This window comes from Thiomonas delicata, from assembly GCF_900088825.1.
GTDB classification, from domain to species: Bacteria; Pseudomonadota; Gammaproteobacteria; order Burkholderiales; family Burkholderiaceae_C; genus Thiomonas_A; species Thiomonas_A delicata.
In genome coordinates this window covers 1,604,745-1,631,612 of sequence record NZ_LT592171.1, presented here as the reverse complement: position 1 = coordinate 1,631,612, position 26,868 = coordinate 1,604,745, and the positions used below count along the sequence as shown (strand labels likewise).

The window sequence follows — 26,868 nt, the reverse complement described above, 5'->3', positions numbered from 1 at the left end:
CTGGGTGATGTTGGGTGTCAGATCAGTTCGGCCAAGGCGTCGGCGGTGGCCAGCAGTTGCTGCGGCTCGTGCATGGCGCAGAGAAAGAAGCGGATGCGCGCGGCCTTTTCTTCCACCGCCGGGTAAATGATGGGTTGGGCGTTGATGCCGCGCTCGAACAGCGCGTTGGACAGCCGCGCCGCCTTGAGCGACGAGCCCACGATGGCCGGGGTGATGGCGTGCCCTTCGGACAGGCCGGTGTCGATGCCGCGCGCGCGGGCGAGCTGCAGAAACTCTGCGCCCACGGCCTGCAGCCGGGCCACGCGCTGCGGCTCTTCCTGCAGGATGTGCAACGCTTCCAGCGCCGCGGCGGCCAGTGCCGGAGACAGGCCCACGCTGTACACGAAGCCCGGGGCGTTGAACTTGAGCAGTTCCACCAGCGGGGTGCTGCCGGCGATGTAGCCGCCGCAGGAGGCCAGGGTCTTGGACAGCGTGCCCATCCAGATGTCCACGTCGCGGGGGTTGATGCCCCAATGCTCCGCGCTGCCGCGCCCGGTGGCGCCGAGCACGCCCAGGGCATGCGCGTCGTCCACCATCAAAAAGGCTTTGTGCCGCTGCTTGAGCGTGACGAAGTGCCGCAGGTCGGGGCCGTCGCCGTCCATGCTGTAGAGGCCTTCCACCACGATGAGCACGCGTTCGAACTGGCCGCGCAACTGGCCGAGCAAGGCATCGACCCATTGCCAGTCGTTGTGCGGAAAGCTGCGGCGGTGCGCGCCCGAGAGCTTGACGCCTTCGAGCACGCTGTTGTGGATGAGGGCGTCGTGCAGCACGAGGTCGCGCGGGCCCAATAGGGTGGCGATGGTGCTCACATTGGTGGCGTGGCCGCTGACGAAGGCGATGCAGTCGTCCACGCCAAGAAACGTGGCCAGGGCCTGTTCGAGCTGCCGTTGCACCGGACGCTCCCCGGCGACGAGGCGGCTGGCCGACGGCGACGTACCGTAGCGCTCCACCGCGCGCTGGGCGGCCTGGTTGACGCGGGGGTGGCCGTTGAGGCCAAGATAGTTGTAGCTGGAAAAGTTGAGGTACTGGCGCGCGCCGATGGTGGTGGTGGCTCCCGCCACCGCCTCGTGCACACGGAAGAACGGGCTCTGCACCCCATAGCGCTCGGCCGCGCTGTGCGAGACAAGCAGCCTTTCATACGCCGGGTGGCGCTCGAAGCGATAGAACTGATCGGGCACGTTGGCCGCGGGCGCGGCGGCGCGTGCGGGTGCGGCGCTCGCGCCGCCCTGGCGCGTGCGGAAACGGTCGATCAGACCGAGGCGGGCTGCCTTGCCCAGGCCCGGTGTGGGATCGTCGTCGGCGGGGGTGTTCATGCGATCAGGCGCGTGGCGCCGTGGGTTTTGGTGTGCAGGTCCTCGACCAGGTCCTGCACTTGCCGCGCGTCCAGACCGGATTCGGCGTGTTGCGCGGCCATGCTCTGCACGAGCTGGGTTTGGGCGGACGTTTCATCGGCCGCGCCTTCGCCGAACAGCCCGGCGTAGACCCGGTCGGCGATGCGTTCGACGGTCGGGTTGTCGTTGATCAACATGGCCGGCAATGTGACGCCAAAGCGTTTTTCCAGGGCGAGACCGAGTTCCACGGCCATGAGCGAATCCAGCCCAAGATCGTGCAGCGAACGCGCGCAGGGCACAGCCTCCGGTGGCAGACGCAGGATGGCGGCGACTTCACCTGCCAGCATGCCGGCTATGGCCTGCCGGGCTTGCTCGGGCGGCATTTGCGCGAGGTGGGCGCGAACGTCGCCATCGGCGTCCTGGCCCTGGCTGTTGCCGGCCATGCGCCACAGATCGGCAAAGCGGCGGCTGGCGGTATCGGGCAGGGCGCGGCGCAGGGTGGCGGCGTCGAGCGGCATCACGGCGAGACCGGAAACCCCGCTGGCGATGAGGCGACCCAGGGCTTGCAGGGCTTGCGCGGACTGCAGCGGAGTTTCGCCCAGGCGGGTTTCCAGGGCGTCGCGGGCGGCCGCGTTCGCCGTGAGCACGCCGACGTCGCCAATCGGTCCCCAGGCCACCGCCAACGCCGGTAGTCCTTGCGACCGCCGTGAGCGCGCGAAGGCTTCGAGCGCGGCATTGGCCGCGACGTAGTTGGCCTGACCGGGATTGCCCAGCATGACCGTGGCGGAGGAATACAGCACAAAGAAGTCCAGCGCCATGCCGAGGGTCGCCTGGTGCAGGTTCAGGGCGCCGCCAAGCTTGGCCGCGAGCACGGTGGCGAAGCGGGTGGCGTCAAGGTTGGGCAGCAGCGCGTCGTCGAGCACCATCGCGGCGTGGATCACGCCGCGCAGCGGGGGCAGGGCGTGCCCGAGCGGGGCAAGCGCTTGTTGCAGCGCGGCGGCGTCGGACACGTCGCAAGCCATCACAACGACCTGCGCGCCTTGTTCGCGCAAGGCCTGCAGCGTGGGCTCCAGGCCGGGGGTGGCCAGACCGCGGCGGCCCAGCAGCACGAGGTGGCGGGCTCCTTGTTGCACAAGCCACTGGGCCGTGGCCAGGCCGAAGCCGGACAGCCCGCCGGTGACGAGATAGCTGGCCTCGGCGTTCAGGCGAAGTTGCGGCGCGGCCTGCGCTGCTGTATGCACCTGGGTCGGGCGCTGGCGCAGGTCGATGATCAGTTTGCCGATGTGGCGGCCTTGCTGCATGTGCCGCAAGGCGTCCTTGATGCGATCGGCAGAAAATGCGGTGTAGGGCAGTGGGTTGAGGTGCCCTTGCGCGAACTGCGCCATGACTTCGCCGAACACGCGCGTGGACAGCTCGGGGCGCAGCGCCATGAGCTGATCGGCGTCGAAGCCGAAGTAGCTGATGTTGTTGCGGAAGGGGCGCAGGCCAATGGTGGTGTCTTCGTAGAAGTCGCGTTTGCCGAGTTCGACAAAGCGGCCAAAGGGGCGCATGGCGCGCAGGTTGCGCTCGATCGCCTGGCCGGCCAGCGAGTTGAGTACCACGTCCACCCCTTCGCCCTGGGTCAGGTCGAGCACGGCTTGGTCGAAGTCCGGGCTGCGCGAATCGAGCACATGGTCGGCGCCCAGCAAACGCACGAAGGCGCGTTTGTCGGCGTTGCCGGCTGAGGCGAAGATTTCGGCGCCGAGCAGCTTGGCCACTTGAATGGCGGCCAGCCCGACGCCGCCGGCTGCGGCATGGATGAGCACGCGTTCACCGGCTTGCAACCGGGCCAGATGCACCAGCGCATACCAGACGGTGAAGAACACCGTGGGCACGGTTGCGGCCTGCTCGAAACTCCAGGATGGGGGCTTGAGTGCCGCAGCGCGCTCGGACACGCACACGTGGCTTGCAAGACTGGATCCGGCAAAGGCCAACACGTCGTCGCCGGGTTTGAAGCGGGTCACGCCGGGACCGCAGCGCAGCACGCGGCCCGCGACTTCCAGGCCGAGCGCGGCGCCGGCGAAGCCCTGCTCCAAGGCCTCGTCACTCAGCAGGCCCATGGCGTACATCAGGTCGCGGAAATTGAGCCCGGCGGCAACCGCTTCGATTTCAATCTGATCGCCCTGCGGCGCGCCGCGGGAGGCCACCTGCCAGTGCAGATTGCGCAGTTGTCCCGGCAGGGTGAAGTCCAGACGCCAGTCATGGGCGGCTTGCGGCGCGGAGGAGGCTGGCGCGAGTGCACCGAGATCGACCGCCTGGATGCGTGGCGCGAAGCGGCCTTGCGCACTGAGCAGGGTTTCGTCTTCGCCGTCGTCATGCAGCACGGCGTGGGCGATGCGTGTCGCCATGGCGGCTGCACTGGCAAGGTCGGCCGGGTTTGGCACGTCGAGCAGGCGCATGGGCAGATGCGGAGCTTCGTTGCGCTGCACGCGCACCATGCCCCACAAAGCGGAGGGCACGGGGTCGTTGCTGCCTGGTTGCGGCTCCTCAGCCAGCGCGCCACCCTGGGTCACGAGCCATACGCACGGAGGCTTTTCCAGGGCGGCGGCTTGCAGCAGGCTGCGGCGCACGGCGTCCAGGTCGCGCGCCAACTGCTGTGAACCGGCTTGCAGCGTGGAAAGGGCGGGGAAAAGAATGGCTGCGTCGCAGTTGGCGAAGGTCGCCGCATCCGGCGCTTGCGTGGCGATGTGCGCGTATTGCCCCTGGCCGAGCAAGGTTGCGACCAGTGCTTCGGCCATGGGCCGCCAAGCAGGATCTTGCACCAGCAGGGCATGGCGTTTGGGCGCGCGATCTTCCAATGTGTTCCGGGCTTGTGTCGTGGGTGGGCGCGCCAGCACGACAAAACTTCCCAGCCCTGCGGCTCCGGCGATGGGGTCGGTCATGCTCTGCACGTGCTGCCAGCCGGCCGCCTGCAAAGCTTGCGTCCAGGCATGCGGGGTCATCAGGCTGGGGACGACGCCGCTGCCAGCGGTGTGCCACCAGTTGCGCTGTGCGCCAAACAGCAGGTTGCTGGCGCGGTCGGGCCAGCGTTCGGCGATGATCAGCACAGCGTCCGCCGCCATGCGCTTGGCGAGTTCGGCCAACGCCGCAACCGGGGTCGGGCTGGCATGCAGGACATGGTCGAGCAGCACGACATCGAAGTGTTCGGGCAAGCCATCGACCGCATCGACCGCGAAGCTGGCCGGATCGATGTGCGTGGCGACGCTGTGCGCCGCGCCATCCATGTGCGCCTGCAGGGATGCCACAGCCGTCTCCGAACTGCTCGCGTACACGAGATCGCTGCGATCGGGGGGCAACTCGGCGTGGAGGGCGTCAAGCAGGCTGCTTTCATTGGCGCAGACGTCGAGCACGCGCAGCCGGCGGTTGCGCGGCCAGCGCTGCACCAGCGCCCGCATGCCGTAGAGGGCGGCCTGGTGCGCGGCGGCGTACCAGGGCACATCGGACGCAGCGGATGCGACCTCTGCCGCGCGGTCGTTGGCTTGCGCGGTGGGGCCCTCGGCCAGTTCGGCCAGACTTTCGGCGACGCGCGCCATGCGGAGCAGTTCGGGCCAGGCTTGCGGACAATCGATCAGGGCCGATTGCCAGATCGCGGTGGTCGGGGGCAGTTCGTCTGCGCGGAGCTGCCAGCCAGCGGTGTGCCTGCGCAGGACGCCATCGTCTTGCAGCGTGCCGATACACCACGTCCACAGTGGATGGCTCTCGCGCAGTCGTGTGAGGGTGGCGGGGTCGAGCGTGCCGTCGGGCTGCGCAAAGGGAAGGAGGGCGTCGCGCGCAAAGGCGGCGGGCAATGCATCCACCAAGGGCGCGAGTTCTTCGGCATAGCGGCGGAACGCGCCGAGATCGGCGGCGGTGAAACCGTGTTCGATGGCCTCCACGAGGTCGGGCGTGGAAGGCAGCGGCGCCGTGGCGACGGGGTCGCCTTGCAGGGGCGTGAGTTGCGCCCGCGTGGCCCAGGCTTGCGGCAGTGTGTGCTGCGTGGTGAGGGCGGCTGCGCGAAAACGCACGCCGCGCGCCTCGGCCAGAACGTGGCTGTCGGCGTCAAGCAGATCAAAGTCCACCAGCAGCGAGCGCGGGCTGCGACGCACGAGGCGCGCACGCAGGTGCGTGGCCAAGGCGCCGACGTCCGCCTGTCGCACCGTGACGCGCTCCATGCCGACGGGCAGGAACGCCGTGGGGCGCGCAGCCGTGGCGAGTTCGGCCTCGAACCAGCCGAACGTGGCCTGAAAACACTGGTCGAGTACCGCGGGGTGCAGCACATAGCCCTGCGCCGGGGTGGTGTGTTCGGCCCAGGCGAGTTGCGCCTGCAGGGTGTCCGGCGCCACTTGCAAGGCGTGCAGGCCGCGAAAGGCGGGGCCATAGTCCAGGCCAAGTGCGCTGGCGACGGCGTAGAGGCGCGCACCGTCGATGGACGCCGCGTGTGCGCAAGGCGCGGGAATCTGCCCTGGTGCGGGGATGTGCTTGGCGCTGCCGGCGCGCACCTGGCAGCGTGCGTGCAAGGCCCATGCGTCATGGCTCAGGCGCCTGCGGCCTTCGATCCGCACGCGCCCATCGGCGGGGTCGAGCATGACGCGCAGGGTGTGGGCGTGCTCACCATCGAACACGACGGGGCTGAGGATTTCCAGGTGATCGACGAGGGTCTGTGCGGAGTCCTCGTGCCAGGCGCGCGCGGCAGCCAAGGCCATTTCAAGATACGCCGCGCCGGGCAGGATGACCGCATGCCCGACTTGATGGTCGGCCAGCCACGGCAACTTGACCGGGTCGAGATGGTTTTCCCAGGCGGCGGGCAGGTCGTTCAGCCGCCAGCCCAGCAAAGGGTGCACGAGGCTGCGCTCGATCAGGGCGCAGCTCTCGGCGGTGTGGCCGGCCCAGTAACGCTTGCGCTGCCAGGGGTAGGCGGGCAGTTGCGCTCGCTTCCAGTCGTTGTCGGCGGGGAAGTAGGCGTTGGCGTCCACCGGCGCGCCGAGCAGCGCGGTACGCAGGGCGGCGCGTTCGAGCGCCGGAAGATCATCGGCTTCGCGGCGGACGGTGGGCAGCGCACGGCCGGGGTGCTTGCCGTCCTGCAGGGTTTCGTCGATGTAGCGCTGCAAGATCGAATGCGGTCCGATTTCGAGGAACACGCGATGACCGGCCGCGGCCATGTGGTCGATGGTCGGCCCGAATTGCACGGGTTCGCGCACATTGCGCCACCAGTAGTCAGCGTCGAGCGCTTCGGATGTCAGCGGCGCCGCGCTGACCGTGGAGTAGAACAGTCCGGTCTGCGACCGCTCGTGGGCGAGGTCGGCCAGATCCGCCTGCAACCCCTGGCGAATCGGTTCCATCAAGCGGCTGTGGAAGGCGTAGTCCAGATCGAGTTCGCGATAGAAGATGGGTTGGGGCCGCAAGGCGTTGCGCAGAATGTCCAGCGCGGTCTTGAAGCCGCTGACGGTGACGTTGCGCGGGCTGTTGACCGCCGCGATTTCCAGCGCGTCGTCGAGTTGCAGGCGAGCAAGGGTGTCGCGCATGGCCTCGACGCCAAGACCGACGGCGGCCATGCGTCCGGTGCCGCGAGTGAGCGCCTGGGCCTTGCTGCGCGCGACGATGACGCGTGCCGCGGCATTCAGGTCGAGTGCGCCCACAGCCCATGCGGCGGCGATTTCGCCCACGCTGTGCCCGCAAGCAGCCTTGGCGTCGATGCCGAGGCTGCGCAGGAGTTCGGTCGTTGCCACCTGCACGGCAAACAGCGCGGGCTGAGCCAGCGCGGTGTCGTCCATCACAGCGGGGTCTTGCGCGTCGAGAACCTCCAAGACGTCAGGCCCGCCGTGTCGGGCAATGGCCGATGCGGTTTGCAGCAGCGCATGACGGAAGACGGCCGATGTCGCCAGGAGCTTGCGGCCCATGCCGGACCACTGCGCGCCGTTGCCGTTGTAGACGAAAGCAAGCTTTGCGGGAGCTGGCAGGGCTTGTTCGTGCACGAGGGTGGGGACGCTTTCACCCTCGGCAAAACGCCGCAGGGCGTCGAGCGCGTCGGGGTCGAGCAAATCGGGCAGGGCCAAGCGCATGTCCAGCCAATCGCGCCCCTGCCATGCGGCCTGGGCGATGCGAATGCGGCCCGCCGCATGGGTCTCGGACAACAGCGGTAGATACCGTGCGGCGAGTTCGCGCAGGGCGGCGTCGTCCTTGGCCGACAGCAAGAGGGGAAGCGGAGGGCCGTCGCGGCGCGGTAGCAAAACCGGCTGGGGCACGAGTCGCGGGGATTGCGCGGGCGTGGTGTGCCCATGACCGGCCCGGTACTCCTCGAGAATGACGTGGGCGTTGACTCCGCCGAAGCCGAAGGAATTGATGCCGACGCGAAGCGGACGGTCTTGCTCCTCCAGCGCCATCGCCTGCCGCGCGACCCGCAGATGCAGCGCATCGAAATCGATCTCGGGATTGAGCGTCTGAGCATGGATCGACGGGGGGATGGTGCGGTGCTGCAGGATGAGCAGTGCCTTGAGCAGCCCAGCCATGCCCGAGGCGGGTTCCATATGCCCGAGATTGCTCTTGACCGAGCCGATGGGCAGCGGCTGCGCGCGCCGCGCTGCGGCGCCGTACACCTGGCCGATGGCGCGGGCTTCGATGGGGTCGCCGATGCGGGTGCCCGTACCGTGGGCTTCGATGTAATCGATTTCTTCGGGCAGGAGCCTGGCGCTGCGCAGCACCTGACGCATGAGTTCGGCCTGGGCGTCCGCGCTGGGAATGGTCAGCCCGGTTTTGCGCGCGCCGTCGGCATTCACCCCGCTGGCTCGGATCACGCCCCAGATCCGATCTCCGTCCTGCTCGGCCTGATGTAGCGGCTTGAGCAGGAACATCGCCGCGCCTTCCGCGCGGACATAGCCGTCTCCATTCTCGGCGAAGGCGCGGCAGCGGCCTTGCGCCGAGAGCATCGATGCCTTGGTAAAACCGACAAACGGATAGGGGTGCAACAGCAGATTGGCGCCACCGACCAGGGCTGTCGAGGCTTGGCCCGTTGCCAGGGCGGTGCATGCCTGGTGCAGCGCGACCAGCGACGACGAGCAGGCGGTATCGATGGCCATGCTCGGCCCGTGAAGGTCGAATGCATACGACAGGCGATTGGCGGCGATACTCAACGTATTGCCCGTCATGGAGTGCGCACCCATCTTGGACAGGTCGTCGAGCATGCGCATCCCGTAGTCCAGCCCTGAAATCCCCACGAACACACCGCAATCACGACCGGCGAGCGTGGAGGGTTTGACGTGGGCGTTTTCCAGCGCCTCCCAGGTGAGTTCCAGCAGCAGGCGCTGCTGGGGATCGAGCAATTCAGCCTCGCGCGGGGAAATCCCGAAAAAAGCCGCGTCGAACGTATCGATGCGCGACAGGACGCCTGCAGAGAATGTCACGCTGCGGCCCGGCTCGCCGCGCTTGGGGTGTTCAAGGGCGTCCACCGCCCAGCGGGAACCGTCGATTTGGGTGACGAGATCAGCGCCCTCGATCAGCGCTGTCCAAAAGGACTGGGCGTCAGCCAAATCACCGGGCAAACGCATCGCGATCCCGATGATTGCGACATTTTGTAATTTGTCGTTATTTTTATTTGAAAAAGGCATTCTTCCCCGCCCAAGAAATGATTTTTATGTCCGTTCTAAAAACATCCTAACCGAAAAGGATGACACATTTTTGTCACGTCGGGCCGACAGCGGTTCGCGCTCCGACAGCTAGCATCCGAGTTTTGGCCCGATCAAATTTCCACAGACCCCACTTTCGCTCATGGCCCATATTCTTTTGGTTGGTAAAGGCGGGTTTGGCGACATGATTCCCTTGTTTGCACTGGCTAAAGCACTGCAAGATCGGGGCCATGACATCCAAATTGCAGCGGAAGAACATCACCGTTCGGCCTGCACAGCCATGGGCATGCGTCTGGAACCGTTACCGCAGGCTCGGCACATGCCTATCGAGCAGCACCAAAATAGGGCGCATTCCCAGAGTCTGGGAATGCGCCTGCGATCCACCCTGGCGCCTCGGCAGTTCGAAGCGGAACTCGATGCCTTGCTGCCGCTGGTGCAACAGTCGGACCTGGTGATTGGCAACCAGCTCGCCTATGCCGGCGCACTGGCTTGTCGGGTTGCAGGCCGGCGCTGGGTATTTTCGGCAGCGTCCCCCTTGGTCATTCCGTCCCGCCATGACGCGCCGTTCTGGCCCTATCTGTATCCCTGGCAACAACGCGCGGCACGTCTGGGGCTGTCGCAACGGATGTTCTTGCCCTTGGCTCGACTGGCCACACGTGTGTTGATGCAATCGCAGGTGCGGCTGTATCGCCGGTTCGGCATTCCTCTGCCGGGGCATCCGCGCTTTGAGGGCATGTATTCCACGGCACTCAATCTCTTGATGACGTCGCCCGAACTCGCCCCGACGCAGTCGGATTGGCCGCAGGGCGCTTTGGCGACGGGCTTTGCCTGGTTTGACCCACCGTTCCTCGGTGGAGACGATCAGGAGCAGGCCATCGTCGCTTTCGCCACAGCGGGGCCGCGGCCCATCGTGTTTGCCCCTGGCGGCAGCACGCGCGGCGATCCGGGGACGTTTTTCGAGCAGAGCGTGACGGCGGCGCGATCAAGTGGTCGGCGCGCAATCATCGTGGCCGCCAAAAAGTTTCACGGGCAATTCGCGCCGCACGCGGACATCCTGGTCACTGGCTATTTCCCGTATGCCCGGCTGTTTCGTCACGCCGCGCTGGTGGTGCATTCCGGTGGCATCGGTGCCCTGGGCTGGGCCGCGCGTTTCGGCGTGCCCTCCCTGCTCGTCCCGTCGGAATGGGACCAGTTCGACAACGCGCGCCGCGCCGAGTGCATCGGGCTGGGGCGCGTGCTGGACATCGGGAACTACACCGGGGCGAACATTGCCGCCGCGATCCGCACGATTGAAGGGGATGACCGGATCGCCAAAGGCCTATCGCGCATCGCGCCCATCTTGAACGCCGAGGATGGCGCGCGCGTCGCGTGCGATGCGATAGAAGGTCTGTTGGAGCAGTCTGCGGCATGACCCAAAAATCGGTCGGAATGACCGATGTGGTCTGCCGACATCCGTGGTGCCGAACCCATGCCGGACGGCTGCGCGGCATCCCGTCCAGACGCCGCGCCGTGCTTTTGCCCCCGATCAACGCATCCCACGGTTACCGTATGACGCCAAAGGATTGAAGGGTCTGGAAGGGATAGACGATGGAGCCCACGACGTTGAGGACCTTTTGCAGATCCGTGGCCGGGGCGTCGGACACGTAGATCAGATCCTTGTTCTCCACTGGGAATGTCTGTGCGACAAAAAACGTTGCGGGATCGCGCAGATTGAACTGAAAAATCGTGGGGACCTTGCCATCGATCAGCGTCGTGGGCTTTTGTGGCCACGGCAGTGCATCGGGCGGCACCATGCGGAACAGGAAGACGCCCGCCGGATTGGAGCGGTTGTCGTCCAGCCCGCCGATGCGCGCCAGAGCTTGGGCCAGATTGATGCCGTTGGCTTCGAAATCGACCTCACCGTTGCGGCCGATCGCTCCCAGCGCGGTGAAACTCAACGGCTGATACAGGGCCGTGACGACGTCGCCCGATTGCAGGGCGATGTTGTCCTGGGGGTTGCGCAAAATCGCTTCCAGCGGCAACGTCATGGTGCGCCCGTCGCGTGAAATCTGAATGGTCGACTTCTCCACCGGTTTGGTGACGCCGCCCGCAAGCGCGATCGCCCGTAGAAGCTTGACCCCGCCGGGGGTCATCGGCACTTCCATGCTGTGCTGCACATTGCCGACGATGGTGACATTCTGGGTATTGTTACGGACCAACCGAACAATGACTTGCGGATGATTCGCCTTGCCGCGCAGCCGGTTGGTGATGTCGGCTTCGATTTCGGAGAGTGTCTTGCCGTCCACCCCAATTTTTCCGGCGAACGGAACGACGACCGTGCCAGAGTTGCCGACGATCTGTTCGGGCAGGGTTACCGTACCCGTGCCACTGCTGCTGAGGCCCGAGCCGCTGAGTGCTTGTGGGGTGAACAGCATGGCAGGCGGCGCTTCCCAGATGAACACCTGCAGGACATCTCCCGGGCCGACGTGATAGTCGGTGAGCCTGGGCTGGCTGAAAAAACTGGAAAACCGGCGCCCCTCGCTTTGCTTCTTCAGCGCCGTGGCAATCCCATAATTGACATCGACGAGTTCGATGCCATGCAGGGAGGCTGCCTGTGGGGCATCCACGACGGAGGCCGTGCGTGGCCCGGCCGAGGGAACGAAATGGGCACACCCGCTCAGAATGGCGAGGGTCGAGGCCGCGAGCGCGAAGCCAATCTGACGGATCATGGGAAGCATGGGATGGGATGAAAAAAAACGGATGGAAAGCTCGCCAGGTCAGCAACATGCCCTTGAAGCGGCGATGCCTGCTGCTTGCGTCGCGGACGACAGCCACGGCAAACTGCGGCAAGTGTAGCGATTGCGGTCAGTCACACGTCTTGAATCTTGACGCTTTTGCGGGGCCAGACCCTCCCGAAATCACGGCCATGGGACAGACGCGCCGTCGAGCAATATCGGACGCGTCGCGACGACGGTGAGGTCGTCAGCCGATGCGTCGGTGATCTGGGTAGGCCGGCGACGTCGCGGAAAGTTTCGGCGACCGAGGCCAGACCGCTCGCACCAAAGCCAAGCAGATCGGCGTCGCGTGTCGCTCGATGCGGCATGTCGTACCGAGGGTAAACAGGAGCGCGCCCTTGCGCAGAAAACGACCCGCGTGCTGCGATCGGGTCGGGCGATCGAGGCTGCGCTCCAGCGCGAAGCGCGCCAGGACCTGATTGAAATGGGTATCCAGATTTGAGTGTGTATTTGTATGATCGGTCTGCGTCTGTCATGAACACGATAGATCGGATCAATCTTTTGTCGTGAGCGCAGCATCATCTTATGATGAATTCGGATTGCGTTGTGGAGATCAAGCCATGAGACCACCTGCCGCCCTGGAGTCCAACCGCGTGGCGATCCGCCGGATTGCCGAGGCGCACCGCACCCGCAATCCGCGCGTGTTCGGTTCGGTCCTGTACGGCGATGACGCCGAGGGTAGCGACCTAGACTTGTTGATCGACCCGACCCCAGAAATGTCGCTGGTCGACATCGGCGCGATCCGCCTCGAACTGAGCAATCTGCTCGGCGTGTCGGTCGATGTGTTGACACTCAATGGTTTGCCGGACAAGTTCCGGGCCACGGTCATTGCGGAAGCGAGGCCCGCATGAAACACGACGATCTGCGGCTGCCGGACATCTCGGCCACATTCTCGAAGCCATCGGGCGCAGTTTGCGCGACACGGACCTACCGCTGATTGATGCCCACCAACATCCTGAATCTCCCCGCCTACAAAGTCTTGCGGGTTGAGGAAACCGAGGATGACTACTACATCCGAGCCGAGCTCGCTCATCCGAATTCGGTTGTGTTCTCCATGCCTGGGGAGGAAGATGAGACACCTTATCGGTTCAGTTTTCGGTTTGTTTCTCGGTTTTTCTCATGCGTGGGCAGCGTCGCCCTGGTCGGCTGGGATCAGCCTCGGCACACTCGGGGCTGGTCTAGTTGTCAGCCGTGATGTCGTGCCAGAGAGTCTTAGCATCGAGGCGTCCATTCAGGAGTCCAATCTGTACCACAGCTATGACAGCGGCGGTGGACATACGGACGGCACCGTTCAATTGCGCAGTGCCATGATGCGTGCCAACTATGCACCGTTCCTGGGTCGGTTCTTCCTGAGTGCCGGGGTTCTCTACAACGACTCCCGCATCAATCTGCAGGCGACGGCCACGGCTGGGGGCTATGTCCTCAACGGCCACACTTACAGCGCCCAGGATGTCAGCAGTCTGGATGGGCAAGCCCGTTATGCGCGCTGGGACCCTTATCTGGGTGTGGGCTGGCAAGGCAATGCACCGGTGGTCAGGGGGTGGCATTGGCAGGTCGATGTCGGTGCGTTGTACCAAGGCGGCGCCATGGTCCATCTGCAAGGGGTGACCACGCTGGGTGGAGCGCAGCAAACGGCGTTGCGCACGGACCTGGATGCGCAACGCCAGGATCTGACTGGGGCATTGAATCAACTGCGCTGGTATCCCGTGCTGGGGTTGGTCTTGCAGCGCAGTTTCTGAACATCGAGGAGTTTTCTCATGCATCTTCGCATTGGCATGAAGCGTCTAATTGGTTCGTTGTGTACAAGTCTGGCGGTCGTGCTTGCGGGTTGTGGCGGCGGAGGGGCCGCCAGCACGACTTTGAGTTGCCCGACGTGCACCAAAGCGGCCTCTGCAAGTCCGAGTTCTTCTCCCACAAAGCCCGCTTCATCGGCTTCTGCGCCGATCGCAGCCAAGGCGCAGCCTTGGCCCATACCCCCGGCGCCACAGCCCGTCAAGGGGGTGCTGACGGGCGAAGCGCTGAGGCTTTATGTGCTGAACTCAGCGCGTTACATGATCGCGCACCCACAGTTGCTAGATCAAACCTCCACTATCGCGGGCATCACCAACGCCCACGGCATCCGGGTGGATATCTACAACTGGATTCAGGGATTGCCGATGACGGCGGCGCAGAAGGCGGCCATGGTGCAAGAGGCACATGCGACTCAGGACGCATTATTGGTTGATCCCACCAACGCAAAAGCGCTCGCTGCGGTCGACGCAGAAGTTGGCAATGCGGTTAACTGCCTAGGCGACTCATTGGGTAGTGTATTTTATGACCCCGGTTGGACCAATGCCATCGATTTCATGATTGCGAACACACCTATCCGTCAGAAAGCATATATGGCCTATAACAATGCGCCAAGCGGCCCTCTCGGACTCCCGTCTGGAGACACTTGTAAATCCTATTGAGCGTCGCTATAGATATGCTTCGAAATATCGCCACTTATTTCCTTTCGGCGCTTCTTCTAGCTTCCCTGCTTATGGTCCCGGAAAGGTTTGTTTTAGCGCAGACTTGCCCAGCGCACAAGATTATTATTCCATTTATCAATGGTGTTTTTGTCACAAAAATTGGGGCCTATAAGGATATAAAATTCTTAAAGTCCGCCATTTGCGCCAACCCCTCCGACACAACCGCCTGTCAGAACGGCGATTTCGAATTGCTATACAATAGTAGCGGTCTAAACAACCTGCCATCTGACAAGGGAACGCTCACCTCCATGGTCGATGCCATCAAAGGCGCTTGGCAGGACGTTGTCGAAACCCTCTGGCAAATCGCCAACGAGAATGGCCGCCCCGCGCCAGCCTGGTATGACTATTTGCTGTACATCTTCATGAACCCAGGCAATCAGTCGGTCGTCAATCTCAATGCCGCCGATCTGATGTACGAGGCTGCACACCCGCCGACGCGGGCCGATACGGCGGCGATGAGCACGGCGTTAGATGGCTGGTACAACGCAGGCGATGACATCCTTCTGACGGCACACTCTCAGGGCAATCTTTTTGCCTACCCGGCCTACAACACATTCACAGCCGGGCATAGCGCTCAATTCATCGCAGCGTATGACATTGCTCCGCCCACATCACTGCTACCGGGACAGTACACACTCAACTCGCTGGACTTGGTGATCAAGCTGGCGAGTGTGGCCGACGGCGTGCTCAACCCCAGCATCGAGCCGCCAACCCCGAACACGTCGGAGTTCTGCTCGGATGACTGGAGCGGGCATAGTCTGACGTGCTATCTAGAAGGGCAACAGGGAACTGGGATTACGAGCGATATCGGGACGCTGTATTTGCAGCTTGAAAATAATGGATATCCATCACTCCAGCCGCCTATTGTGCTAACACGCTATTACAATGCATCGCTTATTTCGGCGGATGCCATCACTGGATCCGTAGCTGGCTGCGCAAACCCAGGTTCAGAAACAACCTTAGCGGCCGCTGAAAACGATGCAGAAAGTTGGACCGCCTGTTATGCAAGCGTAATACATTCTAGCGAAGGCAACTTCGATGGCCCGTGGACACCAAGCACAACTGCAGATCTATTTTATAATCAAACGCAAGCCGTCTTTTCAATCTTCCGCCAATATGGGAGCATGAATACTATGCATGGGTCTATGCGTGTTCAAGCAACTTATACGTGCGGCCAGATGTACACTCCACCGTACGGCTCGATTCTTATTAATACTGATGGGACCGTCCCGTATCCACCAAGTTGCATAGTGCGCACTTACTGCAAGTAATTTATCACAAAACACCGTGATGATTCTTCCATATCCGAGTCGCGTGCCGGGAGCCTCTTGAGTTCGTCGATCCGTTCCAATTTTCCGATCCTGATCCATGATCGCATCACTGGGTATTATAAAATTCCCGCTAATATCCTGAATCTCCCCGCCTACAAGGTATTGCGGGTTGAGGAAACCGAGCACGACTACCACATCAGCGCCGAGATTGCGCAGACGCCAACCCACTGTCGGGCATGCGGACACGACTGCCTGCTGGGCCATGGTCGCAACGAGCAGATCGTGCGTGATTTGTTGATCCACGGCAACGCGTGGGCATCTACGTGGACACCCAGCGTTGGAGGTGCCAGGCGTGCGGCAAGACCTTCATGGAGCCGCTGCCAGCAATCAACACCAAGCGGGAGATGACCGACCGCCTGGTCGTCTGGATCGGCCAGCAAAGCCTGCGGCGCACTTTCGCCAGCATCGCGGAAGACATCGGCCTCGATGAAAAGACGGTGCGCAACATCTTCCGCGACTACGTGAACGAGTTGGAGAAGACAGTTCGCTTCGAGACGCCGACCTGGATGGGCATCGACGAGATTCACATCATCAAGCCACGCTGCGTGATCTCCAACATCCGCAGCAACACCATCGTCAACCTGCTGCCGAACCGCGACAAGAAGACGGTCATCAACTATCTGGGCAACCTCGACGGCCGCCACGATGTTCAGACCGTGGCGATGGATATGTGGGTGCCATACCGCGACGCGGTGCAGGCGGTCATGCCCGACGCGCGCATCGTCATCGACAAGTTCCATGTGATCCGCGCCTTCACCAACTGGCAGCCGCAGATCCTCGCCTACTTCGACCACCCGGTCACCAACGCGTACACCGAGAGCCTGAACAGCCTCATCCGGGTCATGAATCGCCTGGGTCGCGGCTACAGCTTCGAGGCGCTGCGCGCGAAGATCCTCTTCACCGAGGGCGTGCACAACAAGGTCAGGCCGAAATTCCGCCGCCGTGAAGTAATGGCCGACGACATGGCCGGGCGCATGGCGACGTTCACCACGTTTCAACACGAGGCGCCAGAAGCAGAGAAGAACTACGGTGTGGACATTTCAACACTGGCCAGGCTCATCCAGGAAGGCAGGCTCTGAGCCTTCCTACACAGTCAAATCCGGATAGCCATTGAAATCGACACCCTGCGTCTTGGCGAGGTTGAGCAGGCGCGCACGGACGGGGGCTGCAATATTCGCCTGATTCGTTGCCCGCGCCAGGCTCATGCGATGTTCTCCAGATCGGGCCGCATCACGTTGGCCACGCGGCAGACTTGGCGTAGTGCCAGATGGCATCGACCGAGGCCCTGTTGCGGGCCCGGGCGTCCTTCAGGGCCTCCGGTGCCGCGTCCAAGCCGATCTTGTTGCGAGGCTTGAAGCAACCAGCAATCGGCCACGGTCTTGGCTCGTCGGCGTAGGCCCCTTCAATCCATCTTGAGTCGATCCGCCATCGTCTCGGCGCTTTCGTTGTAATAGATTTAGATTTGCAGCATGCGAAGATCCTTGTGCCCGATCATCCTCGCCAGATCCAGAATGGGGAGTTTCTTGGCGAGTCGGGTAACTGCCGTATGCCGCAGATCGTGGAAATGCAGATCTTCGATCATGGCGTGCTTCTTCGCTTTGCGCCACAGCGAATCGAGCTGCGATGTAGCCAGATCAAAAACTCTGGCCGTGAGGTCGACCGGATCCGGTTTCAGCCCTGACAACACGGTTTGCGCGACGGGTGAGAGCGGAACACGGCGTGTTGCGGCGGCGGTCTTGCCTGAACGCACCGTCGCGACGGTCGGAGCGACGTCGGCCCAGGTCAACTTGGCAATTTCGCCGGCCCGCATGCCCGTCTCGACAGCGAACACCGCAGCGGCTCCAATGCGCTGCGAAATCGTGGATGGGCGCAGTCCAGGCTGATAGCTGAGCGTCAAGAGGATGCGACCCAGTTCCGCCTCGGTTGCCAAGCGGTCTCTTGGCGGGGTTGGGGGAGGGCGCCGCACCCCAGTAAACGGGTTTTCGACCAGCCAATGCCACTCCCTGACGGCCAGACTGCAGGCGTGCGACAGCAGGTTCCATTCGCGCTGCACCGATGCGGGGCTGACCTGCTTTAATCGCCGGTCTCTCCATGCCACGACAGCAGGTTGTGCCAGACGCGCCAGCGGCACCTCGGCAATCGGGTCTCGCAATGTACGGTGGATGCGCGCGACCTCCCAGCGCTTGCCGCGCTTGGATTCGCTCACCTGATCTCGGTAGTGTTCGAGCAGGGTGGCGAACGTCGCTCCAGCAGGGGCGACCGTGTCACCGGAAGCGCCGGCATCGATGTCCCGCTCGACTTGTTCGACCCATGCGTAAGCTGAGGCCTTCGTATCGAAGGTCGCGGACCGGCTGATGCCATGGCGCCTGACTTGCGCCCGAAATGTCTTGCCGCGCTTGACGACCGTTCCCATCCCCCGTTCACCTCCAAGCTTGGTGCAGCACCTGGTGCAAATTTGGTGCAAATGGTATGGGAAATTATCGAAAATGGCGATGATTGGTGGTTAGATGAAGCAACAAAAAAGCCACGTAACTCATTGAATTACGTGGCTTTTAGGGGTTAAGCGGTGTTTGGTGATAAATGTTCGTGGTGCCGGGAGGGGGACTCGAACCCCCACGCTTTTAAGGGCGGCGGATTTTGAGTCCGCTGCGTCTACCGATTCCGCCATCCCGGCAAAGCGTTCAATTATTTCACAGTCGAGCCAATCCAGGCTGACGCTTCAATTTGTTTGCCTTAAGCGCGGGCACTTGGCAGGGGCGGTGGTTCCGCCATGGCCGACGCTGTGGAGGGCAGCGCAGTTTGGCTGTAGCGCAGTCGCAAGCCGCCGGTGGGGCGGTTGTCGAGTTGGATGCTGCCCCCGAGGTTTTGCGCGATGTTGCGCATGATGGCCAGGCCCAGGCCGCTGCCCATGGACTCGGCCGCGCGGTCGAGGCGCTCGAACGGTTCGAAGGCGCGCTCCAGGTCTTGCTGCGGGATGCCGGGCCCGGTATCGGCGATATCGATGTTCACGCGTTTCACCCCGTTGCCCGACACTTCCGTGAACACGGCGAGGTCCACGCGCCCGCCCTGCGCTGTATAGCGCAGGGCGTTGTCCAGCCCGTTGCGCAGCAGGGTGTAGAGCTGGGTGGGGTCGGCGAGGACAAGGGCGCCCTCGTTGCGTTCCAGGCCGAGATCGATGCGGCGCTGCTGGGCCACGGGCATGAGATCTTCGATCACGTGGTGCAGCACCTGGGCCGGGTCGGTCGGGCGCAGCGCCACGCCGCGGCCCGACTGCGCGCGAGCCAGGCTGAGCAATTGCTCGACCACGGCACGGGTTCTCGCCAGGCCTTGCTGGAGGCTGCGCAGGCGGGCGCGCGTGTCGTCGGGCAGCGCGGCGTGTTCCAGGTTCTCGGCCTGCAGGCTGAGTGCGGCAATCGGGGTGCGCAGTTCGTGGGCGGCATCCGCGACGAAGCGGCGTTCACGTTCCAGCATGGCGGCCAGGCGCATCAGCAGGCGGTTGATGGAGGCGAGGAAGGGGCGGATTTCCTGCGGCACGTCGTCCAACGGCAGCGCGTCGAGTCGGTCGTCGTCGCGCGCGTCGACTTGAGCGGCCAGCCTGCGCACCGGCCGCAGCGCCCGGCGCACGACCCAGGCCGCGAGCAGGGCCAGCAGAGGGATCAGGGCCAGCAGCGGAAACAGAGTGCGCTGGGCGCTGTCGATCGCGGCGTCGGTGCGCAGATCGGTGCGCTGGGCCACGGCGATGCGTCCATGCGCGCCACCGCGCACATACACCCGCCAGGCATGCCCGTCGGACTCGACGACGTGCATGCCGTCGGCCAGACCGGGCGGCAGATGCAGGCCATGGTGTGGCGCCGGCAAGTCCAGGCGCTGGACGACGATGCGCGCGTCCTGGTCGACGTCGGCGCCGCGCGGTTCGACAACGCCTTGCGGAGGATGGCCCCAGCGGTGCGCGAGGCTGGCGATCTGGCGCAGCTGCGCATCCTGCAGCTCATTGGCTTCCTGGTAGCCGAACCAGTAGGACAGGCTGGCGGTGGCGATGCCGACGCCGACGACGATGACCGTCATCCACAGCCACAGCCGCCGCAGCAGCGACTGCGCGGCCCAGCGCCGCAGCGGCGTCAGAGGGTTCATGATCCGGGCGCGGCGGAGGGTTGTTGCGCTTCGCGGTCCACCATCCACCCCACGCCGCGCACGTTTTTGATCGCAGCCTGTCCGAGTTTTTTGCGGATGCCGTGGATGAGGAACTCCACCGCATTGCTTTCCACTTCCTCGTTCCAGCCGTAGATGCGTTCCTCCAGTTCGGCGCGCGACAGGATGGCGCCAGGGCGCAGCAGCAGGGCGTGCAGCAGCGCGTATTCGCGGGCGGACAGGCGGGCTGCGCTGGTGCCGAAATTGGCCTCACGCGTGGCCGGGTCCAGGCTGAGCAGACCGTTGCTCAGCACGGGCTGGGCCTGGCCGCCCTTGCGCCGGGCGACGGCGCGCAGCCGCGCCAGCAATTCCCCGGCCTCGAAAGGTTTGATGAGGTAGTCGTCGGCGCCCAGATCGAGGCCGCGAATGCGGTCGTCGACGCCGTCGCGCGCGGTGACGACAATCACCGGAAGATTGTTGCCGGCCTGGCGCAGCGCCTGCAGCACGGCCAGCCCGTCGCGCTTGGGCAGGCCGAGGTCGAGCAGCATGGCTTCGTAGGGGGAGGCCTTGACGGCCGCCAGCGCCGAATCGCCGTCCAGCACCCAATCCACCGCGTGGGCCGCGTCGCGCAGCGCCTGCTGCGTGGCCGCGCCGAGCATGGAATCGTCTTCAACCAGCAGAATGCGCATCGGTTGTTACCTCATCGATTGCTGTGGGGTCATTGTCTTCGCTGGCGAGGCTGCCGCCCAGCAGCTTGAACAAGGCTGGCATGAGCAGCAGCACCAGCGGCAGTTGCACCGCCAAACCGGCGATGATGGCCACCGCCAGCGGTTGCTGCATGGCCGAACCCTGGCCGATGGCCAGGGCCAGCGGCGCCAGCGTCAAGATGGCGGCCAGCGTGGTCATGGCAATGGGGCGCATGCGGTTGATGCCGGCCTGCACCAGCGCCGCGTCGAGCGAGATGTCGGGGTGCGCCTGCTGCAACTCCTGCACCTCGCTGAAGTAGAAGATGGCCACCTCGGTGACGATGCCCACGATCATGGTCATGCCCATCATGGCCGAGATGTTCAACTCGATGCCCGAGATCCACAGCCCGATGAACACCGCCGGCAATGCCGCCAGCGGCATGGCGAGTATGGCGAGCGCCACCTTGAAACGCTCGTACAGGAACAGCAGCAGGAAGAACACCAGCAGCACTGCGGCCACCAGCACCTGCAGCAAACCCTTGAAGGCGATTTGCTGCTGCTTGTACAGGCCGCCGAGCCGGGTGTAGACCCCTTCTGGGTAATAGTTCGGGGCATCGATCACGTGTTTGACTGCCACGATCGTCGAGCCGAGGTCGCGTCCGCTGATGCGCGCCGTCACCGCCGCCATGCGCTTCAGGTTTTCGCGCGTGATCTCGGGCTGGCCGGTCAGAATGTTGATGTTGGCGACTTCGCGCAAGGCGAACACATGGCCGTCGGGCGCGCGCAGTGGAAGCGCAGCGATGTCTTCGGGCGTTTGGCGCAGGTCGGGTGCGTCCCACACCCGCACGCCCACCATTTTCGGCCCCTGCTCGATCTGCGTCGCCACGCTGCCGCCGATGAGCGCCGCCAGTTGCGCCTGCACCTGCTGCGCGTCCACGCCCTGCAGCGCCATGCGCGTGGGGTCGAGGCGGATGTTGAGGGCGTCCCCGGCAGGTTTGATGCCGCTTTTCACATCGACGATGCCCGGAATCTTGGCGATGCCCGCTGCAGTCTTGTCGGCCAACTGCGTGAGTTGTCGCGGGTTGTCGTCGAAGATCTTGATCTCGACCGGCTGGGGCACGGCCGTCAGATCCCCGATCAGGTCCTCCATCAGTTGGGCCATCTCGATCTTCAGCCCCGGCACCTGCGTCTCGATGCGCTGCCGCACCGCTTCCATCACCTGATCGATGGGCTTGCGCGGCGGGGGTTTGAGGCGCACGAAGAAGTCCCCCTCATTCGCTTCGGTAATGCCGCCACCCAACTGCGCCCCGGTGCGCCGCGACCACGTTTGAACTTCGGGCGTCTGACGCAAGATCGATTCGACTTGGGTCAGCAAGCGGTTGGTTTCGGTCAGGGACGTTCCCGGCGGGCTTCGGTAGTCGAGAATAAAACCACCCTCATCCATATGGGGCATGAAACCGCTGCCTACGTGGTGATAGGCGATCCAACCCACCACCAGCAACGGCACCAGCCCCACCAGCAGCAAGGCGGGCCGGCGCAGCAATGCCGGCAGCAGGCGGCCATAGCCGCGCTGGAAGGCCGACAGCAGACGGCCATGCTCGCGTTGCTGCTCCTTTTCCACGTCGCGCCGGGTGATGAAACGGTCGGCCAGCAGCGGCACCGCCAGCCACGAGACGAAAAAGGAAATGACCAGGGCCGCCGCCATGGTCAGCGCCAGCGCCTTGAAGAAGGCGCCGGTCACGCCCGACAAAAAAGCCAGCGGCACGAAGATGATGACGGTGGAGGCGCTGGAACCGGCCAGCGGGCGGAAGAACTCCATCGCCGCGTGCATCACCCCGCTACGGCGCGCCGTACCGCCTTCCTCGCCGGTATGCGATTCGCCCAGCCGGCGCACGATGTGCTCGCTCATCACGATGGCGTCGTCGATCACCAGGCCCACGGCGGCCGCCATGCCGCCCAGGGTCATGATGTTGAAACTCATCCCTAGGGCATACAACAACACCACGGTGGCGGCCAGCACGGCTGGAACCGTGATCATCGCGATCAGCGTGATCTTGAAGCTGCGCAGGAACAGCAGCAGCACCAGGCCCGCCAGCACCACGCCGATGAGGATGGCGTCGCGCACGCTGGCGGCGGAGGCCACCACCAGTGTGCTCTGGTCGTACCAGTTTGCCAGCTTCACGCCCGGCGGCAGTTTGTAGCGGGCCAGGGCCTGGCGAACCATGCGCGCGATCTGCACGCTGTTGCCGCCGGGTTGCTGGTAGATGTTCAGCAGCACGGCATTGTGGCCATCCGCCGTCACGCGTATCCACTGCGGAACCGTGCTGCGTGTGACCACGGCCACGTCGCGCACGCGCACCACCCCGGTGGGCGTGGCCCTGAGCACCAGGTCGCCGATTTGCGCGGCGCCGCGCAGGCGCGAGTCGGCCAGTGCGAGCAAGAGTTTGTAGCGATCCTCCAGCTTGCCGACGGCTTGCACGCCGTTGCCGGTGGCGAGGGTGCGCTCCACATCGCCCAGACTCAGGCCGTCGGCCTGCAGTTTGGCCGGATCGACGATGACGTGGTATTCCTCTTGTTCGCCACCTTGAACCTGCACCCGTCCGACACCGTTGATGCTGGACAGCAGCGGGCGCAACTGGAATTGAGCCAGGTCGTAAATACGGGTCAGGGGCACCGTGTTCGACGTCAGGCTGTAGGCGATGATGGGATCGACCGTCGGGTCCATGCGCTTGCTGGACAGAATCGTTCCCGGCGGCAGTTGAGGAAGTTTCTGCGTCACTGCCTCATTCACCTGCACGGCGGCGACATTCATGTCCGTGCCCCAGTGAAAACTCACGGAAATATCGGCTGTGCCACGGCTGGTGGTCGAGCGCACGTCGACCACACCCGGCACCCTTCTCACCGCCTGTTCCAGTGGGTAAGTCACCTGCAGCATCATCTGGCGCGAAGGCCGATCGCCTGCGTCCGCGCTCACCACCACGCGCGGAAAATCCACATTGGGGAACAATCCGACCGGCAGCTTGAACGCCGCCATCACCCCGCCGGCGGCCAGCAGGGCGAGCAAGAACAGCACCGAGCGGCGATGCCGCTGCAGCCATTGCGAGACATTCATTTCGCCACCCGCAGTGCCATGCCCGGGCGAAGTTCGTCGTTGCCCAGAACCACCAGCGGCAGGCCCGGGTTCAACGGCCCACTGACGCCCGTGTGCTCGGCCTGATCGAGCTCGATCTTCACGTTCACGCGCCTGGCCTTGCCGTGATCGTCCTGGAACACATAGGCCTGGCCCGAGGCGTCGCGCAGGACGGCCTGACGTGGCACGACCCAGCCTCGCCAATGGCGCAGGTCCATTTGCGCCTGGACCGCAAGGCCGGGCAGCAAGCCCTTGGTCTGCGGCGACAGCGCGAGGGTCACGTTCACGAGGTGGCTCTGCGGGTCCACCACGCCTGCGATGGACAGCACCGTGGCGGTGTCCGTCTTGTCGGGGTCGAACACGGGTTGCAGGCGCGCGGGCTGGCCCGCGACCAGTGCGGCCGCGACTTCGGGCGTCACGCCCACGACGGCTTGTAAACCCGCCGAGGGCGCCAGCGTCAGCGCGGCGCTGCCGGGACCCAACAGCGCGCCGGGCGTGGTCTGCACCGCAGTCACCACGCCGGCAAATGGCGCCATCGTTTGGCGCACGCCGCTGCCCATGCCCTGCTGCTGCGTGGCGGCCAGTTGCGCTTGCGCATCGGCCAGGGTCTTGCGTGCGGCGTTCACCTGTGTCTCGGTGGCGAGTTGCTGCGCGGCCAGTTGCTGCACGCGCTGCAAGTCGGCTTGGGCGTAGCGCACCGCGTTCTGGGCCTGGGTGTAGGCCAGATCGGCACCCGGGGCCGTCTGCACCGTCATCAAGGGCTGGCCCTGTTTCACGCGCTGGCCCGTACGGACCAGAACCCGTCGCACCTGCACCTGGCGCGGAAAGACAATCGTCAGATTCCGGCTGCTGGCCGTGGTGACGCTGCCGAGTGCGTGCACCGTCTGCGCGAGCTGCCCCTGGCGCAGCGGCGCCACTTGCGCCAGCACCGAGACCGCCGGTGCAGCCGCGGCCTGGGTGCGGCCTGGTACGGCGGTTGCGAGCACCAGGCCGAGCAAGGCCAGCGGTCGCAGCCGGCGCAGGAGATGGTCAGGAGATGCGCAGGGCAGGGACATCATCATCGGGATTTGCTCCGCAGTTCGGAAGTTGGCTTGGGCGTGTCGGGCTGCAGCGCGGCCGGCGCCGGGCGGTACACCCCGGTGCCCGTGAGAAGGTCCAGGGCCACGGCCTGCTCGGCGGCTTGCTGGGCGTTGGCCTGCAGGGCCAGGCGTTGCTGCAGCAAGGCCATGCGCTGGGCCTGGGCCTGGGGCAGGGTGATGGCTCCGGCGTCCAGCGCCGCGGTGGCGGCGCGTTCGGCGCTTTCGAGCTGTGGCAAGCCGGTTTCCAAGTTGTGGCGCTGGTGCTGCAACAGGTCGAGGTTGGCGAGGACCTGGGCCACATCGGCACGGGTCTGGTCCAGCCGCAACTGGTAGGCGTCGAACAGCTCTTGCCGCGTGGCGCGCTGCACCGCGATGGCGCCACGGCTGCCGTTGAAGATGGGCAGGCTGAAACTCACACCGAAGCCGAGGGTGTTGACGTTGGCGGTGTCGCGCGCCCGGTTCAGGCCGACGCTGAACGAGGGGAACTGCGCCAGCACCGCCTCGCGCAACTTCTGCTCCTGGCTGGTGTAGCCGGCGCGCAAGGCCATGAGGTCGGGGCGGATGGCGGCGAGATGCGCCAGGGCTTCGTGTGCGGCAGCGGTGTCGTGCGCCGGCAGGGCCGGCAGCGGCGCCAGTTGCAAGGGCACGTTGGGCGCCAGGCCGAGCAGGGCGTGGAGCCTGGATTCGAGCTGGAGGCGCTGCTGCGCGTCGCTCGCCAGGCGCTGCTCCACGGCTTGAAGCTCGACCAAGGCCGCGTCGGCGTTGGTGCGCGGCAGGTTGCCGGCCGCAACCGCCTGGCGCGTGCGTTGCAGCCCTCGCCGCAGCAAGTCGCGTTGGCTCCGAAGCAAGGCGTCACGCTGCTGCAGGCCGCTCAGTTGCACGAACAGCAGTTGCGCCTGTCCCACGGTTTGCCATTCCCGCCACAGCAGTTGCAGGTCGATGTCGCGCACATGGGCCGTTGCCGCGGCGCGCGCGGCCGGGCGGGTGATGAGACTGCCGAGGTCGAAATTCAGGGAGTAGTTGTAGGCACTGCTGGTGGCTCCCGCGCTGTTGCCGGGATAGTCCTGCGTGGTGGAAAACTGCGGGTCGGGTAGCAAACCCGCGGCAAACGCCTGCGCCTGGGCGATGCCAACCTGGTCGCGCGCCAGTTGCAGTTGTGGGTTGTTGAGAACGGCCAGCGTGGCCACCGCGTCCATCGTGAGGGGTTGGCCAAGGTCCAGAGGCTGCGCCGCCAGGCGGGGCAGAGGGATATCGCTTGGATTCACGCGCAGCGCGGCAAGCTTGTCCTGCCAGTGGGCGTTTGCGGGCAAGGGCTTGGGGGCATAACCCGCGCAACCCGCCAGCAACAGCGCGAGGGCCGCAAGGCTGCCGGCCAGCATGACCTTGCGACGGCGACGGCGCTGGCGTCTTGCGTCGGTGACGAAGGCGCGAAGCCCGATGTGCGCGGGCGCATGGCGCATGGCCGGCGTTCCTTGCGGTGCCGGGATGGACGGGCCAGGCGGCGTCTTGCTCATGCTTCGATCCAGTGACGCGCGATCAGCGGCTGCGCGATGCGCCGATAGACGCGATTCATGAGGCGCGTGGCGAACCGCAAGGCCCCATGCCAGGGCCACAGCAGCAGCGCGCTGCCGCTGGCGACCATGGCGGCACCCAGCATGTCCAGTGGCCAGTGCACGCCCAGGTAGACGCGCGCCCAGGCCACGGGAAGGCCCATCAAGGCCAGCGCGAAACCGGCTTTGCGCCAGCCCTTGTGGAACAAGAGGGAGAAGGCCGTGCCCCAGATCACGGTCAGATGGTCGCTGGGGAAGCTGTTGTCCGCTCCGTGCGCGAGGAACTGGTGCCCCAGGCCGAGCATGAACGGCCTCGGTTCGAACCACAGCAGGCCGATTCCCTGGTTGATCATCAGGCCCAGCAGCGCGGCCAGCGCGGCATGCACCAGCGCCGCGCGCGGCGCGCGGGTGCGCCACAGCCAGCCGCCCACCAGCAGAAGGGGTGCGGCCAGCACCAGGGTTTGCGCGGCAAACCAGGCCAGATCCAGCAGCCAGACGGGCGGCCGCGCCGAAGCATTGATCCAGAGAAAAGCGGTGGTGTTGAACGAAACCATCGAGACCCGACGTTCCGGCGCCAGCATGGTGCCGTACGTCTCCCACAAGGCCCGCCGGATTGGCGTGAACCGCAGCCTAGGAGCGGGGACTTAGGGGTTTCTTAGGCCGCCGCGCGCCG

17 protein-coding genes and 1 tRNA gene are annotated in these 26,868 nt (G+C 64.9%); 7 read left to right on the top strand and 11 right to left on the bottom strand.

The features are described from left to right. Positions 1–17 precede the first annotated feature (17 nt). Both THIARS_RS17200 and THIARS_RS17195 read right to left on the bottom strand, forming a co-directional pair. Positions 18–1,352, bottom strand: a complete 1,335-nt coding sequence (locus THIARS_RS17200; RefSeq protein WP_094161948.1) for an aminotransferase class I/II-fold pyridoxal phosphate-dependent enzyme — start codon at positions 1,350–1,352, stop codon at positions 18–20. Beyond that, entirely contained in the window at positions 1,349–8,989 is a 7,641-nt protein-coding gene (locus THIARS_RS17195) for a type I polyketide synthase (RefSeq protein ID WP_094161947.1), read from the bottom strand. The genes THIARS_RS17200 and THIARS_RS17195 overlap by 4 nt, the downstream gene beginning before the upstream one ends. 160 nt (positions 8,990–9,149) lie before the next feature. Between THIARS_RS17195 and THIARS_RS17190 the strand changes: the two genes are divergently transcribed. Then, a complete protein-coding gene (locus THIARS_RS17190) occupies positions 9,150–10,418 on the top strand; it encodes a glycosyltransferase (RefSeq protein WP_141202458.1) in 1,269 nt (422 codons plus the stop codon). Positions 10,419–10,548: 130 nt separating this feature from the next. On the opposite strand, the gene THIARS_RS17185 is transcribed toward THIARS_RS17190, so the two are convergent. Beyond that, entirely contained in the window at positions 10,549–11,715 is a 1,167-nt protein-coding gene (locus THIARS_RS17185; protein ID WP_094162225.1) for a polysaccharide biosynthesis/export family protein, read from the bottom strand. Positions 11,716–12,070: 355 nt separating this feature from the next. Between THIARS_RS17185 and THIARS_RS19315 the strand changes: the two genes are divergently transcribed. From THIARS_RS19315 to THIARS_RS17160, 6 genes are all read left to right on the top strand, one after another. Continuing rightward, on the top strand, positions 12,071–12,223 hold the full coding sequence (locus THIARS_RS19315) for a hypothetical protein (protein ID WP_186436732.1): 153 nt from the start codon (positions 12,071–12,073) through the stop codon (positions 12,221–12,223). A gap of 118 nt (positions 12,224–12,341) precedes the next feature. Further along, positions 12,342–12,632 carry a nucleotidyltransferase family protein gene (locus THIARS_RS17175; RefSeq protein ID WP_094161945.1) on the top strand — a complete coding sequence of 97 codons (291 nt, stop codon included), beginning with the start codon at positions 12,342–12,344 and terminating at the stop codon, positions 12,630–12,632. 348 nt (positions 12,633–12,980) lie between these two features. Continuing rightward, complete coding sequence (locus tag THIARS_RS17170; protein ID WP_141202457.1) at positions 12,981–13,520, top strand: hypothetical protein; 540 nt, start codon at positions 12,981–12,983, stop codon at positions 13,518–13,520. 18 nt (positions 13,521–13,538) lie between these two features. After that, positions 13,539–14,231, top strand: a complete 693-nt coding sequence (locus THIARS_RS18440; protein ID WP_141202456.1) for a hypothetical protein — start codon at positions 13,539–13,541, stop codon at positions 14,229–14,231. Between the two features lie 14 nt (positions 14,232–14,245). Further along, complete coding sequence (locus THIARS_RS18435; RefSeq protein WP_141202455.1) at positions 14,246–15,562, top strand: hypothetical protein; 1,317 nt, start codon at positions 14,246–14,248, stop codon at positions 15,560–15,562. 368 nt (positions 15,563–15,930) lie between these two features. Next, entirely contained in the window at positions 15,931–16,701 is a 771-nt protein-coding gene (locus THIARS_RS17160) for a transposase (protein ID WP_245845967.1), read from the top strand. 377 nt (positions 16,702–17,078) lie between these two features. Here the strand turns inward: THIARS_RS17160 and THIARS_RS17150 are convergent, their stop codons facing one another. The 8 genes from THIARS_RS17150 to THIARS_RS17115 all read right to left on the bottom strand — a co-directional run bounded on the left by THIARS_RS17150 (position 17,079) and on the right by THIARS_RS17115 (position 26,776). Further along, positions 17,079–18,035 carry a tyrosine-type recombinase/integrase gene (locus THIARS_RS17150; RefSeq protein WP_094161942.1) on the bottom strand — a complete coding sequence of 319 codons (957 nt, stop codon included), beginning with the start codon at positions 18,033–18,035 and terminating at the stop codon, positions 17,079–17,081. A 174-nt stretch (positions 18,036–18,209) separates the two neighbouring features. Continuing rightward, a tRNA-Leu gene (locus THIARS_RS17145) sits at positions 18,210–18,296 on the bottom strand. A gap of 59 nt (positions 18,297–18,355) precedes the next feature. Next, on the bottom strand, positions 18,356–19,753 hold the full coding sequence (locus tag THIARS_RS17140) for a sensor histidine kinase (RefSeq protein ID WP_094161941.1): 1,398 nt from the start codon (positions 19,751–19,753) through the stop codon (positions 18,356–18,358). Further along, on the bottom strand, positions 19,750–20,439 hold the full coding sequence (locus THIARS_RS17135; protein WP_094161940.1) for a response regulator transcription factor: 690 nt from the start codon (positions 20,437–20,439) through the stop codon (positions 19,750–19,752). The genes THIARS_RS17140 and THIARS_RS17135 overlap by 4 nt, the downstream gene beginning before the upstream one ends. Beyond that, on the bottom strand, positions 20,420–23,548 hold the full coding sequence (locus THIARS_RS17130; RefSeq protein WP_094161939.1) for an efflux RND transporter permease subunit: 3,129 nt from the start codon (positions 23,546–23,548) through the stop codon (positions 20,420–20,422). The genes THIARS_RS17135 and THIARS_RS17130 overlap by 20 nt, the downstream gene beginning before the upstream one ends. Next, complete coding sequence (locus tag THIARS_RS17125) at positions 23,545–24,627, bottom strand: efflux RND transporter periplasmic adaptor subunit (protein ID WP_094161938.1); 1,083 nt, start codon at positions 24,625–24,627, stop codon at positions 23,545–23,547. The genes THIARS_RS17130 and THIARS_RS17125 overlap by 4 nt, the downstream gene beginning before the upstream one ends. After that, a complete protein-coding gene (locus THIARS_RS17120; RefSeq protein ID WP_245845966.1) occupies positions 24,624–26,159 on the bottom strand; it encodes a TolC family protein in 1,536 nt (511 codons plus the stop codon). The genes THIARS_RS17125 and THIARS_RS17120 overlap by 4 nt, the downstream gene beginning before the upstream one ends. After that, on the bottom strand, positions 26,156–26,776 hold the full coding sequence (locus THIARS_RS17115) for a phosphatase PAP2 family protein (RefSeq protein ID WP_245845965.1): 621 nt from the start codon (positions 26,774–26,776) through the stop codon (positions 26,156–26,158). The genes THIARS_RS17120 and THIARS_RS17115 overlap by 4 nt, the downstream gene beginning before the upstream one ends. Positions 26,777–26,868 lie beyond the last annotated feature (92 nt).